12 protein-coding genes are annotated in these 14,936 nt (G+C 60.5%); 7 read left to right on the forward strand and 5 right to left on the reverse strand.

The window, feature by feature from the left end:
* Nucleotides 1–23: 23 nt before the first annotated feature.
* Nucleotides 24–2,540: a LysM peptidoglycan-binding domain-containing protein gene (locus HZ993_RS21900; protein WP_209394814.1), complete on the forward strand. Its 2,517-nt coding sequence runs from the start codon at nt 24–26 to the stop codon at nt 2,538–2,540.
* A complete protein-coding gene (locus tag HZ993_RS21905; protein ID WP_209394816.1) occupies nt 2,533–2,952 on the forward strand; it encodes a hypothetical protein in 420 nt (139 codons plus the stop codon). The genes HZ993_RS21900 and HZ993_RS21905 overlap by 8 nt, the downstream gene beginning before the upstream one ends.
* A gap of 281 nt (nt 2,953–3,233) precedes the next feature.
* Here the strand turns inward: HZ993_RS21905 and HZ993_RS21910 are convergent, their stop codons facing one another.
* A complete protein-coding gene (locus HZ993_RS21910) occupies nt 3,234–5,102 on the reverse strand; it encodes a GNAT family N-acetyltransferase (protein WP_209394817.1) in 1,869 nt (622 codons plus the stop codon).
* A gap of 61 nt (nt 5,103–5,163) precedes the next feature.
* On the opposite strand from HZ993_RS21910, the gene HZ993_RS21915 reads away from it, so the two are divergent.
* Nucleotides 5,164–5,958, forward strand: a complete 795-nt coding sequence (locus tag HZ993_RS21915; RefSeq protein WP_209394818.1) for an SDR family oxidoreductase — start codon at nt 5,164–5,166, stop codon at nt 5,956–5,958.
* Nucleotides 5,959–5,967: 9 nt separating this feature from the next.
* Here HZ993_RS21915 and HZ993_RS21920 read toward each other — a convergent pair whose 3' ends face one another.
* On the reverse strand, nt 5,968–6,885 hold the full coding sequence (locus HZ993_RS21920) for an amino acid ABC transporter substrate-binding protein (protein WP_371816949.1): 918 nt from the start codon (nt 6,883–6,885) through the stop codon (nt 5,968–5,970).
* A gap of 278 nt (nt 6,886–7,163) precedes the next feature.
* Between HZ993_RS21920 and HZ993_RS21925 the strand changes: the two genes are divergently transcribed.
* Nucleotides 7,164–8,198, forward strand: a complete 1,035-nt coding sequence (locus tag HZ993_RS21925; RefSeq protein ID WP_371816950.1) for a TRAP transporter substrate-binding protein — start codon at nt 7,164–7,166, stop codon at nt 8,196–8,198.
* The gene (locus HZ993_RS21930) at nt 8,195–10,843 is read left to right on the forward strand and encodes an EAL domain-containing protein (RefSeq protein WP_209394819.1); all 2,649 of its coding nucleotides are present in this window, start codon (nt 8,195–8,197) and stop codon (nt 10,841–10,843) included. Before HZ993_RS21925 ends, HZ993_RS21930 begins: the two co-directional genes overlap by 4 nt.
* Here the strand turns inward: HZ993_RS21930 and HZ993_RS21935 are convergent.
* Nucleotides 10,826–11,731, reverse strand: coding sequence for a DMT family transporter (locus HZ993_RS21935; protein WP_209394820.1), 906 nt, complete (start codon nt 11,729–11,731; stop codon nt 10,826–10,828). The genes HZ993_RS21930 and HZ993_RS21935 overlap by 18 nt on opposite strands.
* A 136-nt stretch (nt 11,732–11,867) precedes the next feature.
* Between HZ993_RS21935 and HZ993_RS21940 the strand changes: the two genes are divergently transcribed.
* Complete coding sequence (locus tag HZ993_RS21940) at nt 11,868–12,863, forward strand: quinone oxidoreductase (RefSeq protein ID WP_209394821.1); 996 nt, start codon at nt 11,868–11,870, stop codon at nt 12,861–12,863.
* Nucleotides 12,864–12,904: 41 nt separating this feature from the next.
* Nucleotides 12,905–13,831, forward strand: a complete 927-nt coding sequence (locus tag HZ993_RS21945) for a hypothetical protein (protein WP_209394822.1) — start codon at nt 12,905–12,907, stop codon at nt 13,829–13,831.
* Between the two features lie 65 nt (nt 13,832–13,896).
* Here the strand turns inward: HZ993_RS21945 and HZ993_RS21950 are convergent, their stop codons facing one another.
* Nucleotides 13,897–14,517, reverse strand: a complete 621-nt coding sequence (locus tag HZ993_RS21950; RefSeq protein ID WP_209394824.1) for a transposase — start codon at nt 14,515–14,517, stop codon at nt 13,897–13,899.
* On the reverse strand, nt 14,499–14,873 hold the full coding sequence (locus tag HZ993_RS21955; protein ID WP_209394825.1) for a transposase: 375 nt from the start codon (nt 14,871–14,873) through the stop codon (nt 14,499–14,501). The genes HZ993_RS21950 and HZ993_RS21955 overlap by 19 nt, the downstream gene beginning before the upstream one ends.
* Between the last annotated feature and the right edge of the window lie 63 nt (nt 14,874–14,936).

Below are 14,936 nucleotides of genomic sequence, written 5' to 3' on the forward strand. Positions count from 1 at the left end.
AAAGATAGAAAGAACCCCCGAGGATGCACGACTACTCACGCTACGACCCTCCAGGCTACCAATCGGGCATATCAGACACAGACATCACGGACTTCTATCTTGCACACGCCGGAGATGCAGCAGCCATCAATGCCGCCATGTCCCAATACGGCGTTAGCGCAGACCGCGTAGCCGCACTCACCGGCTGGCGCTCGGCGCAGGCAGAACCCGCTGAGGTGTGGGTGTCCCGGGAACCAACCCCGGCCGCAGTAACAGTTGCAGCAACCCCTGCAGTGTCAGATGCCGCCATCGTGAGCTTCTACCAAGCCCACGCCGGAGATGCAGCAGCCCTCAACGCCGCCATGGCCCAACACGGAGTCAGCGCAGAGCGTGTAACGGCCCTCACCGGCTGGAACCCAACACAGGCAACACCCACAACACCGTCTCCCACCACACAACAAGCCGCATCGACACCAACACCAACACCAGAACAGCAACGCCGACAAGCGATGGCTGACTACTGGAACCAACACAAAAACGACCCCGCCAAAATCTATGAAGGCATGCAGGCCAACAACATAGGAGTCAACGAGGCCGCCCAGTTTATAGGTGTCACACCGACGGACATGGCCAACTACCTGAACTCCGGCCGCTACGCGAGCAGCAGCGTAAGCACGGGTGCCGGGGACAATCTAGACATCCGTGACATCTACAAATACGAAGAAGTACACCGAGAACCTCAGACCCGTGCAGAGTTTGAAACCACCATTGAGCCCTGGATGCTGGACACCAATGGCCGCTTCAAAGGGCCAAATGACGGGGTCAACTACCGCTGGGAGGGCATGACACCCGACGAAGTGTTCCAATCCTGGCAACCAGTCCCCTTTGACCCCACTATGGCGCGTGATGGCGCTGACGGCACCCAGCCGCAAATTTGTTACCTGCCGGGTCAAGCACCCTACGACCCGATCAATCTCCATTGGGAGCCCGGTTATGACAACGGAGGGGGCGTATTGGGTGGCATGGTGAGGGCCGTAGGCAATCTAGGCACCGGAGTTGCCAAAAACCCCGCCCTCATGATGGCGCTGACAGCCGGAGTCGTAAATCCCTTCATCAGCACCATCGGCCAAACTGCGGGTGCAGGCACTGCCCTGAACACCATAGGCAACATCCTGAATGCCCCAGGAGTGACTTCGGGGCTGATGAACTTCGTGCGCACCGGTGACCTGGGCTCATCCTTTATGGCAGGCGTAACGAGTTGGGCGGGCGGTTTGGCCAGCGGCCAAATATCCGACAGTATTGTTGACTTGACGGGCATGCCCGTAGACACCGCGCGGGTACTGGGTGGCATGACGTTTACGGCGATGACGGACGGGGACCTCATGGGGGTCATCAACAGCGGCGCCTCCACTGCGAGTTCCATGGCCATGCGTACACCCGCCGCCTACACGAATGATGAAGCGGTGGCAGACACGCTGCGTGAATCCCGTCGCAGCGGCTCCACACCCGGTGATATGTCGTTTGCATATGAGGATGTTGCTGCCCTAAATCCCTCCCAGGTTACGGCAATGCAACCTGGTACGGCCAGCACTGCCAGCACTACGTTCAACGATGCAAATCTGATTGGCAATCCGTACACCGATGGTGATGCCGGGCTAACTTTCGCCCAGGACACTGCTGCCCGTACCGTAGCAACAGACCCGCTGAACATTCGCGGCATGGGGGATACAAACCCATCGACCTCCGTATACTTGCAAGCTGACTTCCGCGCCAGCGAGCGCGACTACCGCAGCAGTACAGAGATCAGTGTGTCTGGTCGCACGTACGTGGTGCAGGCCAATGACAACATCTCCACGATAGTGGGTAGCAGCCATCCGCAGGCCTTGGGCAACTTCATGGCCGCCAATGGCATGAGCACCGATAGGCTCAATGTAGGTGACACCGTTTTTGTGCCAGATAGCTGGCAGGCCTATGGAGACCAGTCCACGCATGGCCAAAGTGCGCTCAACGCGGGCAATGTGCGCATTGCGGCTGCGAACCAGAACAACGCGGCCGCTGACCGCGCGCACTGGGACGAGGTTCAAGCTGGGGCCTGGAGTGGGCGCACGAATCAGGTTGACGAGTACAACCGCATCGCAGAGAGTGCAGGAGGGCCGGTGGTTGTTTTTGACGGTAAGCTAACGATCAGTGAGGCCAACGAGATAGGCCGGGCGAACAACGATCCAAGCCTCACCGTTTCGGTCGATGCCAGCAAGCTGACTATCACACTAACAAGCCAATTCGATGCAAGCGGCGTGGCGAAAGCCCGCGTCGAGGGCTATGATTGGCTCACGCACGGCAACGTGTCGGTGCAGCTACAGTCCGACGGATCCGTCGCCATCCGAGGGGAGCGTTATGACTTTGAAATGCACACTGTGGCGCAACATGATGGTTCTGTATTGCGTACAGCAGCCCGGAACTTTGAGACCATCATCGGCGGGAGCGTGGCGAGAAATGGCAATAGGTATCAGAACTTCATCGGTTTCAATGTGCAGTTCACCGGGAGCCCAAAAATTGATTGATGTCCGGCTTGCTTTCACAGCCGTAATGGCCATGGCCATGGTCGGATGTGGCCCAGCGTTCACGGATGGCGACTATGCCATCCGTGCGGCCCCGGGTTTCTACTTCTCGGATTCTGGCGGCGATGAAAAGATGATCCTGGTCGATGTGCCGGGTGGCCAGAAAATGATACTGATTGATTCACGCGTCAACGCTTATCACGTGGACAAAGGGAGGCTGTATGTCTCACGCTCGCCGCGTGTGCTCAAAAAGGATAGTGCAGGGCATCTGACCGGTCATGTCCAACAACGCTGCGAATTTTGGTCGGTAGACATTGCCAGCCGCACGCTAAAGCGGGAAATCGAGGGCGTCAAAGGCCTGCGTTGTACATACGTCCCGGGCACCTCGGCTCCAGGGGCGTGGATTGCAAAATAGCCATCGTGCACGCAGTAGCCTGGTGTCTTTACTGGAAGCCGGGGCACCGTCACAGGGCTGCGCATCGTGGGCAGTGTGGCCAGTACTTCCGTGGATTTGGCTGCGCAGGCAGGCAGGTGGGGCAGGCAGTTTGTTGTTCCCACAAACGGTAGGACTGGGCACTTCTTCAACGATGGCAGATTTACGAGCCACTGGAGCCAGGCCCGGCGTACACGCGTTGCCCTGGGTCAATGAAATCTCGGCACATGGATCAAATGCGCGTCGGCACCAACAACTTAGCTTTAGAACAGCTGCGTCAGGTGCACCGAATCTTCGGTGCGTTCAATCTGTACCGAGGGTGGGCCGTTGCGCGCCAGGCGCAACATGCGTGTATTGCCGGGCAGCACATCGGCCACAAAGCCGCGCAGGCCACGCTTTTTGGCGTGCTGCACCATGCAGTTTTGCAGTGCAGTGCCCAGGCCACAACCCTGCCAGTCCGGGTGCACCATAAATGCCGTGTCGGCCAGGTTGACCGTGGGGTTGATGAAGTAACACGACTGCCCCACGATCAGCGACTCCTCCCGCGTGCCGGCCGTGGCCACAAAGGCCACTTCGTTTTCGTAGTTCACATTGCACAGGCGCTGCACCTCGGCATTGGACAGGCCACGCACATGGCGGAAGAACCGGGTGTAGACATCGGCCTCGCTCAGGTGGTGGAACAGGTCGCGTATGCCCTGGGCGTCGCTGGACAGCGCGGGGCGCAGCATCACACTGCGGCCATCTTTTAACGTGATGGTTATTTCTTCTTCCACCGGGTAGGCGCGCAGGTTCTGCAGTGTCTGGTCGCCACTGAGGTAACCCAGGGCTTGGGCCTGGGCAAACAACTCGGGCCGGAATTGCGGATGCGCCAATTCGATCAAGGCCGTGGCCCGCTCGCGGATGGATTTGCCAAACAGGTAGGCAATGCCGAACTCAGTCACCACGTAGTGCACATCGGTACGGGCAATGGTGGCGGACTCACCCAGGAGTAGTGCCGGCCGTATGCGCGACTGGGTGCCGTCTTCGGTGGTGGAGGTCATACACACAATGGGCTTGCCACCCGGCGAGCGTGATGCGCCGCGCATGAATTCACCCTGGCTGCCAATGCCGCTGTAGAACTCTCCGGCAAATTGGTCAATGCAGACCTGCCCGGTCAGGTCTATGGAAAAGGCCTGGGCGATGGCCACCATCTTGTACTGTGCCGCAATGGTGGCCGGGTTGCACACGGCGTCCATGGGCTCAAACGAGAAGAGTGGGTTGCCGTCGATCAGGTCGTACAGCGCACGTGAGCCCAGGGCTAGGCTGGCCACAATCTTGAATGGCTTGCTTGTCTTGCGCGCGCCGGTGAGATTGCCGTTTTGCAGCAGCGGAAGGATGGCGTCCGATATCAGGTCGGAGTGCACACCCAGGTCTTTGCGGTCGGTCAGGTACTGCAGGGCCTCGTGTGCCACATGGCCCAGGCCAATCTGCAGCGTGGAGCCATCGTCAATGATGCCGGCGATGTAACGCGCGATGCGCTGCACGTCGTCCGTTTGTAACGGCAGGCGCTGGAACTCGGTCACCGGCGTGTAGACCGGGACCAGGTGGTGTATGCGGCTGATGTGCAGGGTGGAGTCGCCCATGGACCGTGGCATGGCCGGGTTGACCTCGGCAATCACCAGGCGTGCACGTGCAATGGCCGCCGGGATGATGTCCACCGACACGCCCAGGCTCACATAACCAAAGGCATCGGGTGTGGACACCTGCACCAGCGCCACATCCACCGGAATACGGCCCAGCGCCACCATCTCGGGCACACGCGCCACCGACATGGGCACATAGTCCACCAGGCCCTGCTTGACTGCGGCGCGCATGTCCTGGCCCACAAAAAAGCTGCGGTGCCGAAAACGGGTGGTGCTGTGGCCGTCTGCATCGTGGTCAAAGGCATTGACGGTAAAAAAATGCAGCATCTCCACGTCCGCCGGCGGATTGCGCATCTGCTCCAGCGCCTGCACCAGGCCGCGTGGGGCGGCGCAACCGGTGCCCACAAACACATGGTCACCATTGCGTATATCGCCCAGCGCCATTTCAGCCGTGCTGACTTGGGCCAAGAAGGGCTTCAGGGAGGGGTGCAGGGTGGGTTTGCGTGCCATGGCTGCGTATCATCGGCCCTATCGCCGCGTTTCGGCAACATTGTTTTTAGGGGGACTCACCATGGATTTGGGCATCAAGGGTAAGTGGGCACTGGTGTGTGGCGCCAGCAAAGGCCTGGGCCTGGGCTGCGCCCAGGCGCTGGTGCAAGAGGGTGTGAACGTGTTGATCGTGGCACGGGGTGCCGAACAATTGGCGGTATCTGCTTCAGATTTAATAGCACACCAAGCAGCATCCACGGGGGCTAACGTGCTATTTTGTGCACAAGACATCACCACAGAGGCAGGTCGGGCCGCGGTGTTTGCCATGCGCAAGGACTTTGACATCGTGGTGACCAACGCCGGTGGCCCGCCCCCCGGCGATTTCCGCGACTGGGATCGCGAGGCCTGGATCAAGGCGGTCGACGCCAATATGCTGACCCCCATCGAGCTGATCAAGGCCACGGTGGATGGCATGGCAGCACGCGGCTTTGGCCGCATCGTCAACATCACCTCCAGCTCGGTGAAGGCGCCGATCGATGTGTTGGGCCTGTCCAATGGCGCGCGCAGCGGGCTGACGGGTTTTGTGGCGGGGGTGGCGCGCAGTGGCCTGGCCGCCAAGGGCGTGACCATCAACAACCTGCTGCCCGGTGTGTTTGACACCGACCGCATCAAGACCATGCTGGCCGCCAATTCCAAGAAAACCGGGCAGACGGTGGAGGCGCTGGCAGATGCGCGGCGCCAGAACATCCCGGCGCGCCGCTTTGGCACGCCGCAGGAGTTTGGCGCCATCTGCGCGTTTTTATGCAGCCAGCAGGCCGGCTACATCAATGGCCAGAATGTGCTGGCGGATGGCGGGGCGTATCCGGGGACTTACTGAAATCCGGAATCAAACTCCGGGAACCTGGTCTGTGGGGTATTTCCAGAAATCGCGCAGCAAATAGTTCATCGGCAGGTTCAGCGGCGTGTTCTTGGGCGGGATGGGTTTGAGGAACCAGCGGTCGTAGATGACATGGGCTTCTCTGGACACAATCAGGCGCTTCATCTCGTTGTCCAGTATGGCCTTGAACTCGGGGTCACCTTTTGGCAGCATGATGGCCAGCGGTTCCACGGTCAGGAACTTGCCGATAACCTTGAGCTTTTCGGGTTGGGCGCGGCTGGCGATCAGGCCGTAGAGCAACACGTCGTCCATGATGAAGGCGTCGGATTCGGATTTTTCAACCATCTCGACGGCACGGGCATGGTCGGGTGCTTCCTGCAAGGTCAAGCGCAATACCCGTTCGCGGTTGGCGCGCTCAATGGCTTTCAGGGGAGTAGTGCCCTTGGTGGATACCACGCGCTGGTTTTCCAGGCCCACCAGGTCGGTGGCCGGGTTATTGGCGCGCACCATGTAGCGGGCGCCGGTGATGTAGTGGGGAACGGTAAAGGCCACCTTGTTGCGCCGTTCGGCGTTGTTGGTGGTGGAGCCACATTCCATGTCCACCTTGCCTTCTTCCACCAGACTGATGCGGTTGCTCGGGGTGACCATCACGTACTCGACGTTCAGGGTCTTCATGTCCAGTTTCTTCTTGACCGCGTCGGCCAGCTTGAGGCACAGGTCCAGCGCGTAGCCCACCGGTTTTTTGTCCGCGTCCATATAGGAAAAAGGCACGGACGATTCCCGGTGTCCCAGCACCACCTTGCCGGTGACGCGGATGCGGTCCAGCGTGGGACCCGCTGTTGCGGCGCTTGCCAGGGCCAGCAACACGGCACCAAGCACCATGTTCGAAGGCCGCCCAAAAATGGAGGAGGGAGTGGGTTTGAGCATGGTGGTCATTCGTGGGTGGTTTGTGTTATTGCAGTCGAGCAGTCCAACGCCTCTGCGCTGCAGTATCCGGGCGATATAGCCAACCGTCAAATTCCGTTCGGGCATGGATCGATGTTCTAAGTGTATTTCCTGCAATACCAAGGCGCAGAAGCGGTCAATAATGGCGCAAAAGAAGCAGCAGCGTCAACCGTGCAGGCAAAACTGGACCAGGAACCGGCGAACTATGCAAACACCGTGCCAGACGAAAGGTTGGGGAATTTTTCACCGCGTGTGCAGCGGTGTGCTCCTGGCGTTGGGCACGGCCACTCTGCTCGCGCAAACGCCGATTCCCGCACCGTACAAGCTGCGGGTGGTGGGGGGGGCTGGCAGGTGTCAGCCAATTCACCCGCTGGGAAGAGCCCTTTTGGACGCGTGAGCTGGCCCGGCTGAGTGGCGGCAAGTTCAGTGCTGACATTGTTCCCTTTGACCGTGCGGGCATCCCCGCCGCGGAAATGTTGCATTTGCTGCAACTGGGCGTGGTTCCGTTTGGCACCACCCTGATGAGTTCCCTGGGTGCGCAGTATCTGCAGTACACCGCACCCGACTTGGCAGGTCTGAACCCCGATATCGCCAGTTTGAAGCAGAGCCTGGCTGCGTTTCGCCCCTATTTGGAGAAAAACCTGCGCGAACTGCATGGTATAGAAGTGCTGGCCATCTACACCTATCCGGCCCAGGTGATATTCTGCAAAAAGCCCATTGCCTCGCTGGCAGAGCTGTCTGGCCGGCGGGTGCGCGTGTCGTCTGTAGGACAGGCCGATTTTGTCGGCGCCCTGGGGGCTGTGCCGGTGAGTATGGCCTTTAACGAAATGGTGGTCAGTTTGCAAAACGGCCATGTGGAATGTGCCATTACCGGCACCATGTCGGGCAATGCATTGGGTTTGCAGTCCCTGACCAGCCATTTGCACACCATGCCGCTGAACTGGGGGCTGGCGGTATTTGGCGCCAACCGCGCAGCCTGGGATGCCCTGTCACCCGACCTGCGGGCACTGTTGCGCAGCGAATTGCCCAAACTGGAGGCCGCCATTTGGGACGAGTCGGCACGTGACACCGTGGAAGGCATAGCCTGCAATACTGGGCAAGATGCCTGCAAAAGCGGACGCAAGGGCTCCATGGTCTTGGTGCCGGTTTCGGCCGCCGACGAGCGCAAACGCCAGGAGATATTCAGCGCCCATGTATTGCCCCGCTGGTTGAAGCGTTGTGGCACGCGCTGCACTGAGGTCTGGGGCCAGACCGTGGGGCCGGCGCGCAAAATCCCGGTTCCTGCCAGCCCATGATTGCAGCCACGCCGGCCCGTATCCGTATCACGGTCTGGGGGCTGGTCCTGGCCCTGGTGGCGATGATTGCCCTGGCGTCGAGCTACCAGATCTGGAATGCGCACCGACGCGCCTTGGCGGACAGCCAGGCCCAAGCCACACGTTTCATGGCGGGTGCCGAGTCGGCCTTCAACCGCTCCTTGTTGGGTATTGATGTGTTGTTGGCCGGCACGGACGAGTTTTTGGGGCTGTCCACCACCGTGGCGCAATGGGTGGATGCCGAGGCGGCCGGGCATTTGCTGCGTTCTGCCGCGGGGCAGAATTTGACGGTGCGGTTTGTCGCCCTGGTGGACGAAAAGGGAAAACTCTTTGCATCGTCCGAGCCCGTGGGCGCGCGGGTGGAGCGTGAACTGCCCCAGGCTTTTATAGACGAAGCAATGGCACAACCCATGTCCACCCTGGTGGTGAGTGCGCCGGTGGACAGCGCCGCCAGCCTGGAGCGGGTGTTGTACTTTGGCCGCTACATTCGCATGGCCGATGGCTCCAACCTGCTGGCCGTTGCCGAAGTGCCGATTGCCATGCTGACAACGGTGTTGATGCAGGGAACCGACATCGCCGGCCTGGAGGTCACCCTGGAGCGCGGCAACGGACAGCTGCTGTTGGGTGTGCCCAACCAGGATGCCCGCCAGACCCCCTTGCTGGGAGTCCCTTTGGGTGCCAACCCCGGTGCACCCGGTCAGTCGCTGGGGCGGGCGCGCCTGAGCAATGCACCGGCTTTGGTCGTGAGCCGGCCCCTGTTGTACCGGGACCTCTGGATTTCGGCCAGCATTCCGCTGGACGCAGCCCTGTCCAAGTGGCGGTTTGACCGCAATGTGCTGCTCTTGGCGGCGCTGCTTTTCAGTGTGCTGCTGCTGGCCATCGCCGGTTTTGTGGTGGACTATTTGCGGCGTATAGCCGCGGCCCGCCTGGCCATTGCGCAGTCCAAGCGGACGCTGGACCAGGCGCTGGAATCCATGGTGAGTGGATTTGTGCTGCTGGACGCAGAGCAGCGGGTGGTGCAGTGGAACCGCCGATTTGAGGAAATATTCCCCTGGATGGCAGGTTGCATGGAGGTTGGTTTGCCGTTTCGCCATGCGTTGGAAACTGCGTCCAAACACCACCTGCCCGGCGGTACAGACGCCGAACATGCGGCGTGGGTAGAAGAGCGCTTGCTGGCACAAATGACCCGCGACGCCATTCCCCATGAGCAGATCCTGCCCAATGGGCAACACATCGAGATCACCGAGCGCCCCACTCCAGAGGGGGGCATGGTGATCACTTACCACGATGTCAGTGCCATGCGCCGTGCCAGTGCCGAGATCGAGACCCTGGCGTTTTACGACGCCCTGACTGGCTTGCCCAACCGCCGTCTGCTGCTAGACCGGCTGACACAGGCCACGGCCGCTGCCGAGCGCTCTGGCCAATGGGGCGCGCTGCTGTTCCTGGACCTGGACCATTTCAAACTGGTGAACGACACCATGGGCCATGAGGTAGGTGACCTGCTGCTGCAGCAAGTCGCGCAGCGCCTGAAAGCCTGTGTGCGGGATGCCGACACCGTGGCCCGCCTGGGGGGTGACGAGTTTGTGGTCATGCTCAAAGACCTGTCTACCGACAAGACCCATGCGGCCCAGGTGGCGCAGCGCATTGGCGAGGAAATGCTGTTGACTCTGGACCAGCCCTACACGCTGGGGGACCAGCCCTACCGCAGCACCTGCAGCCTGGGTGCAACCCTGTTTGCCGCCGAAGAACACAACGCGGGCGAATTGCTCAAACAGGCGGACATCGCCATGTACCAGGTCAAGGCGCAGCGTGGCAATGCCCTGTGCTTTTTTGATCCACAGATGCAGGCGGTCATCAGTGACCGCGCCCAGTTGGAGGTAGACCTGCGCACGGCACTGGAGCAGGACGAGTTTGAGCTGTACTACCAGCCGCAATATGCGTCACACGGGGGCGTGGTGGGTGCCGAGGCACTGCTGCGCTGGCGCCATCCACAGCGTGGCCTGCTGGCGCCCGGTGCCTTTATTGTGGCGGCCGAAGAGAGTGAATTGATCGTGCCCATGGGTGCCTGGGTGTTGCGCACCGCCTGCCAGCAATTGGCGGCCTGGCAGGGTAAAGGGCCCTTGGGTGCCTTGCAACTGTCGGTTAATGTCAGTGCGCGCCAGTTCCGCCAGGCCGACTTTGTGCAAGTCGTGACCGAGGTTGTGCAGTCGACCGGCATAACCCCCCACTTGCTCAAGCTGGAGTTGACCGAATCCCTGATGCTGGACAAGGTGGACGACTGCATAGACAAAATGGACCAGCTCAAAAAAACCGGCATACGGTTCTCGCTGGACGACTTTGGCACGGGGTATTCGTCCCTGGCCTACCTCACACGCCTGCCGCTGGACCAGCTCAAGATCGACCAGTCTTTTGTGCGCAACCTGGGCGTGCGCCACAGCGATGGGCTCATCGTGCAGACGATTGTGGGTATGGCACGCAGCCTGGGCCTGGAAGTCATGGCGGAAGGTGTGGAAACCCCGGCCCAAAAGGACTTGCTGGCGCAATATGGCTGCGCCTTGTACCAGGGCTATCTGTTTGCCCGCCCCGCGCCGGTGGCCCAGTTGGAAGCCTTAATTGCGCCGCGATGACAGCACAATGCCCGCCACGATCAGCACAAACGCCAGCGCGTGGAACAGCTGGGGCGCTTCACCCAGAAACGCGGCGGACAACAGGGCCGTAAACAGAGGCGTCAGGTTGATGAAAAAGCCCGCTGCAGCCGGGCCCGCACGGGCCACACCGCCGCCCCAGGCCGCGTAGGCAATCACCGCAGGCCCTGCAGCAATGAACAGCAATGCCGCCAGCAGCGGCCAGCCCCATTGCAGGCGGGCATCGGTTACGGTCCATTCCACACCAGCGAACAGCAGGGACCAACCCAGGCCAAACACCACCTGGCCCATCAGAAATGTTGCCCAGTGGGCACGCAGCGGGGCCGACTCGGGGGTGGGGTGGGCCAGCATCCAGCTGTAATAGGCCCATCCCATGCTGGCCAGCAACACATATAAATCACCCGCGACCAGGTTCAGGCCCAGCAACAGCTCCCACTGGCCGCGGCACAACACCAGCACCACGCCGCCAATGGACAACACGGCGCCCAGCATTTGCCGTGCCGATGCCGGTGTGCCGAAGAAGAAGCGCCCAATCAGCAGCATCCACACCGGTGTGCTGGCACCCACCAGCGTGACGTTGATGGGTGCAGAGGTATTGAGCGCGAGGTACAGCAGGGCGTTGTAGCCGCTGGTGCTGAGCAGTGCCAGCCCAACGAAACGGCGCCACTGCGGCCACAACAAGCTGTCTTTGCGCAACACACTGCCCGCCAAGGGCAGCAGCAGCACGAACGCAAAAAACCAGCGCAACAGGTTGAGCGTCATGGGTGATATCAACGGGCTGACGACCCGCCCCACCACGGCATTGCCGGCCCACAGCAGCGGGGGTATGGTGAGCAGCAGGGCTGCGGTGGGTGTCAGGCGGTGGGTCATAGGGTGGAACTGTACTAGGCCATGTCCCTCGCTTTGCTTGCACATTGCTTTCGACCGCTGCTGCGGATGGCAAATCGTGGCACTATGCCTTGCGCCGCCCGTTTGGGCGCATCCATTCAATACAGGAGAGAGCACCGTGAGCCCAACCCAGTCCCGCGCCATTCAGATCGACCAACATGGAGGCCCCGAACAGCTCAAGCTGGTGCAGGTTACGGTGGGGGAACCCGGCCCGGGCGAAATCCGCATCCGCCACAAGGCCGTGGGCCTGAATTTCATCGACGTCTACCAGCGCAGCGGCCTGTACCCCATGTCCATGCCCTTGCAACTGGGCATGGAAGCCGCTGGCGTGGTGGAGGCGGTGGGTGAGGGGGTGACCCACTTGCAAGTGGGTGACCGCGCCGCCTATGCCAGCCAGCCACCCGGCGCTTACTGCGACCTGCGCGTCATGCCCGCCAAATGTGTGTGCAAACTGCCTGACGGCATTTCGTTTGACACGGGAGCGGCCATGATGCTCAAGGGCCTGACGGCCCAGTACCTGCTGAAGAAGACCCTGCCCCAAGGCGGGCTGAACCCTGGCGACTTTGTGTTGTTCCATGCCGCTGCCGGTGGTGTGGGCCTGATCGCCTGCCAGTGGGCCAAGGCCATGGGTCTACGGCTGATTGGGACGGCAGGATCTAAGGAAAAATGTGCCCTAGCCCTCGCCAATGGGGCAGAGTATGCTATTAATTATGCAGCAGAAGACTTTGCGGCCCGGGTCAAGGAGATCACCGGAGGCAAGGGCGTCAAGGTGGTCTACGACTCGGTGGGCAAGGACACCTGGGACAAGTCACTGGACTGCCTGGCCCCGTTTGGGCTGATGGCGAGTTTTGGCAATGCCTCCGGCCCGGTGGCACCCATGGCGCCCGGCATCTTGGGGCCCAAGGGCTCGATTTATCTCACGCGCCAGACGCTGTTCACCCACATCGCCACGCGCGAAAGTACCCAGGCCATGGCCGACGACCTGTTTGCGGTGGTTGAGAGCGGTCAGGTCAAGATCCATATCGCCCAGCGTTTTGCGCTGGAAGATGTGCAGCTGGCCCACCGCGCACTGGAAGCGCGCCAGACTACGGGCTGCACCCTATTGACCTTGTGAAAGTGTGGCCGTAGGCAGGTGGAGGGTAAAATTGCCCTCCTATGATCAATCTTCCTGCATTTTCCATGCGGGCTGGCGCACTGATTGCAGCCAGCCTTTTTTTTGCTCCCGTGGCCTGGGGCCAAACAGCAAACCCATCGACCGCCGCAAGCCCCGCGAGTGCCTCACCCCAGAGCGCCGAGCGGGCCAAAATCGACCGGGCCCTGAAGGAAGACGGTAACTGGTATTTCTCCTGGGGCTACAGCCGCCAGCAGTACGCGCCGACCAATATCCACGTATCCCAGCCCAGCCTGGGCAATGACTTCACGGTGAACCAGGTCGCCGGGAGCGACTTCCCGTCGAGCATCCCCGACACACTGAGTTCACTGGTGCGATTGGACCTGACTAATCCCCAAGAGAATGTGCGGGTTGGCAGATTCATGAACCCGGAGAAGACCTTTGCCATCGAGTTTTCACTGGACCACAGCAAATACAACATCGACCTGAACCAGACTGCCAGGGTGAGTGGAACCATCAACAACCAGCCCTACAACGCGGACATGGTTCTCAACGCGCAGAACTTCAACTACACGTTGCACAACGGGCTGAACCACATCATGCTGAATGCGGTCTGGTTGCAACATTTGTATGGACCCGAACAACAGCCCGGTGATTTACAACTGATCAGTCGTGCTGGCGCCGGCATCTTGTTGCCGCATGCCGAGAACACGATTTTGGGTAACACCAACGAGGTAGGGCCCAAGAACGAAAACGTGTGCTGCTCCTCCAGCAAGGACTGGTGGCAGGTCAATGGCTGGACCGCCGGAGTAGAGGTGGGGCTGCGCTACAGGGTCTACAAGACGATTTACGTCGAACTGACGCAGAAATTTGCCTACGGCGCGCTCAAGGGTGTGCCGGTGTACAAGGGCACGGCGGACCACAATCTCTGGATGAGCGAGCAGGTTTTCTCGGCAGGCTTCCTGTTTTAGCCCCTACCCAGCTAGTTAGTGGGCCGGGTGAGTGGAATAGCGAGGTAAAGACACCGTTGTGAAAGTCAAGCGCCCATCGGCTTCAAATGGTGAGGATTGAAGGGTTTGCCCGACTTCAGCACGCCGTAGGCAATTGCCAGCAACTTGTGCATGCATGCCTCCACGATGACCTTGCCCGGTTTGTTCTGCGCCTTCAAGCGCTGCCAGAACGCCGCTATCAGCGGGTTGTACTTGCCCGCCACCATGGCTGGGTAATACAACGCACTCTTGAGTGCCCTGTTTCCTTGGGGGTGTGTTCCCTTGTGTTTATTCAAGGATGTTCCAGACTGGCGGATCAGCGGCGCCAAGCTGGCATAGGCAATCAGGGCTTTGACACTCTTGAAGCGCTCAGGCCTGCCAATGTAGGCCAGCAACTTAGGAATTGTCTTGTCTCCCAGGCCGGGGATCGATTCCAGAAGACCCCGGCGCTGCTTCAGATCCGGGTCGTCGTCGATGGTCTTGCGGATCTGCTCTCGCACCGCCTGGATTGATTCTTCCAATCCAAGCATCACATCCCGGATGGACTGCTGGACCGAGGCATGCGCCACATCCAGGCGGTTGCTCTCACCCTGGAGCATCTCCTGTAGCGTATCCAGGCGCAGCACCAGGGCTTGCAGGGTGCGTACGCCTACAGACGGGCCTCCCACAACTCGGGAGCCGTCAGCCGGCAAAACCGGGCCAGGCACTTCGCATCCCCCTCGTCAGTCTTGTTTCGCACCCCATCGGCTTCAATGAAGCGTTTGACCAGGAGCGGGTTGACCACCGATACTGCCACACCGTGGTCAAACAGGAACAGCGCCAGTGCTTCGTGGTACGCGCCGGTGGCTTCCATGCATACCTGTACTGCCTCGCCTGGCGGGATATGGGTCTGTATCCATTGCAGCAGGTGTTGGAAGCCCGACACATCGTTGGCAAACACTTTGCTGCGGTATTTACCATCCACCCTGAGCAAGGCAGCATCAAGCTTGGCCTTGCTGACATCGATTCCTACGCTCCAGATCATTGCCATCTCCCTTCAGATGCAAGTCTCAGCGCCGTATCCGACATGCACACCCTGATATGCGGG

Origin of the sequence: Rhodoferax sp. AJA081-3, assembly GCF_017798165.1 — a bacterium.
Taxonomy (GTDB): Bacteria; Pseudomonadota; Gammaproteobacteria; order Burkholderiales; family Burkholderiaceae_C; genus Allorhodoferax.

Excerpts from the sequence above, each read along its gene's own strand:
- HZ993_RS21900 (WP_209394814.1), top strand. The coding sequence starts at position 24 with ATGCACGACTACTCACGCTACGACCCTCCAGGCTACCAATCGGGCATA.
- HZ993_RS21910 (WP_209394817.1), bottom strand. The coding sequence starts at position 5,102 with ATGGCACGCAAACCCACCCTGCACCCCTCCCTGAAGCCCTTCTTGGCC.
- HZ993_RS21915 (WP_209394818.1), top strand. The coding sequence starts at position 5,164 with ATGGATTTGGGCATCAAGGGTAAGTGGGCACTGGTGTGTGGCGCCAGC.
- HZ993_RS21920 (WP_371816949.1), bottom strand. The coding sequence starts at position 6,885 with ATGCTCAAACCCACTCCCTCCTCCATTTTTGGGCGGCCTTCGAACATG.
- HZ993_RS21930 (WP_209394819.1), top strand. The coding sequence starts at position 8,195 with ATGATTGCAGCCACGCCGGCCCGTATCCGTATCACGGTCTGGGGGCTG.
- HZ993_RS21935 (WP_209394820.1), bottom strand. The coding sequence starts at position 11,731 with ATGACCCACCGCCTGACACCCACCGCAGCCCTGCTGCTCACCATACCC.
- HZ993_RS21945 (WP_209394822.1), top strand. The coding sequence starts at position 12,905 with ATGATCAATCTTCCTGCATTTTCCATGCGGGCTGGCGCACTGATTGCA.
- HZ993_RS21955 (WP_209394825.1), bottom strand. The coding sequence starts at position 14,873 with ATGATCTGGAGCGTAGGAATCGATGTCAGCAAGGCCAAGCTTGATGCT.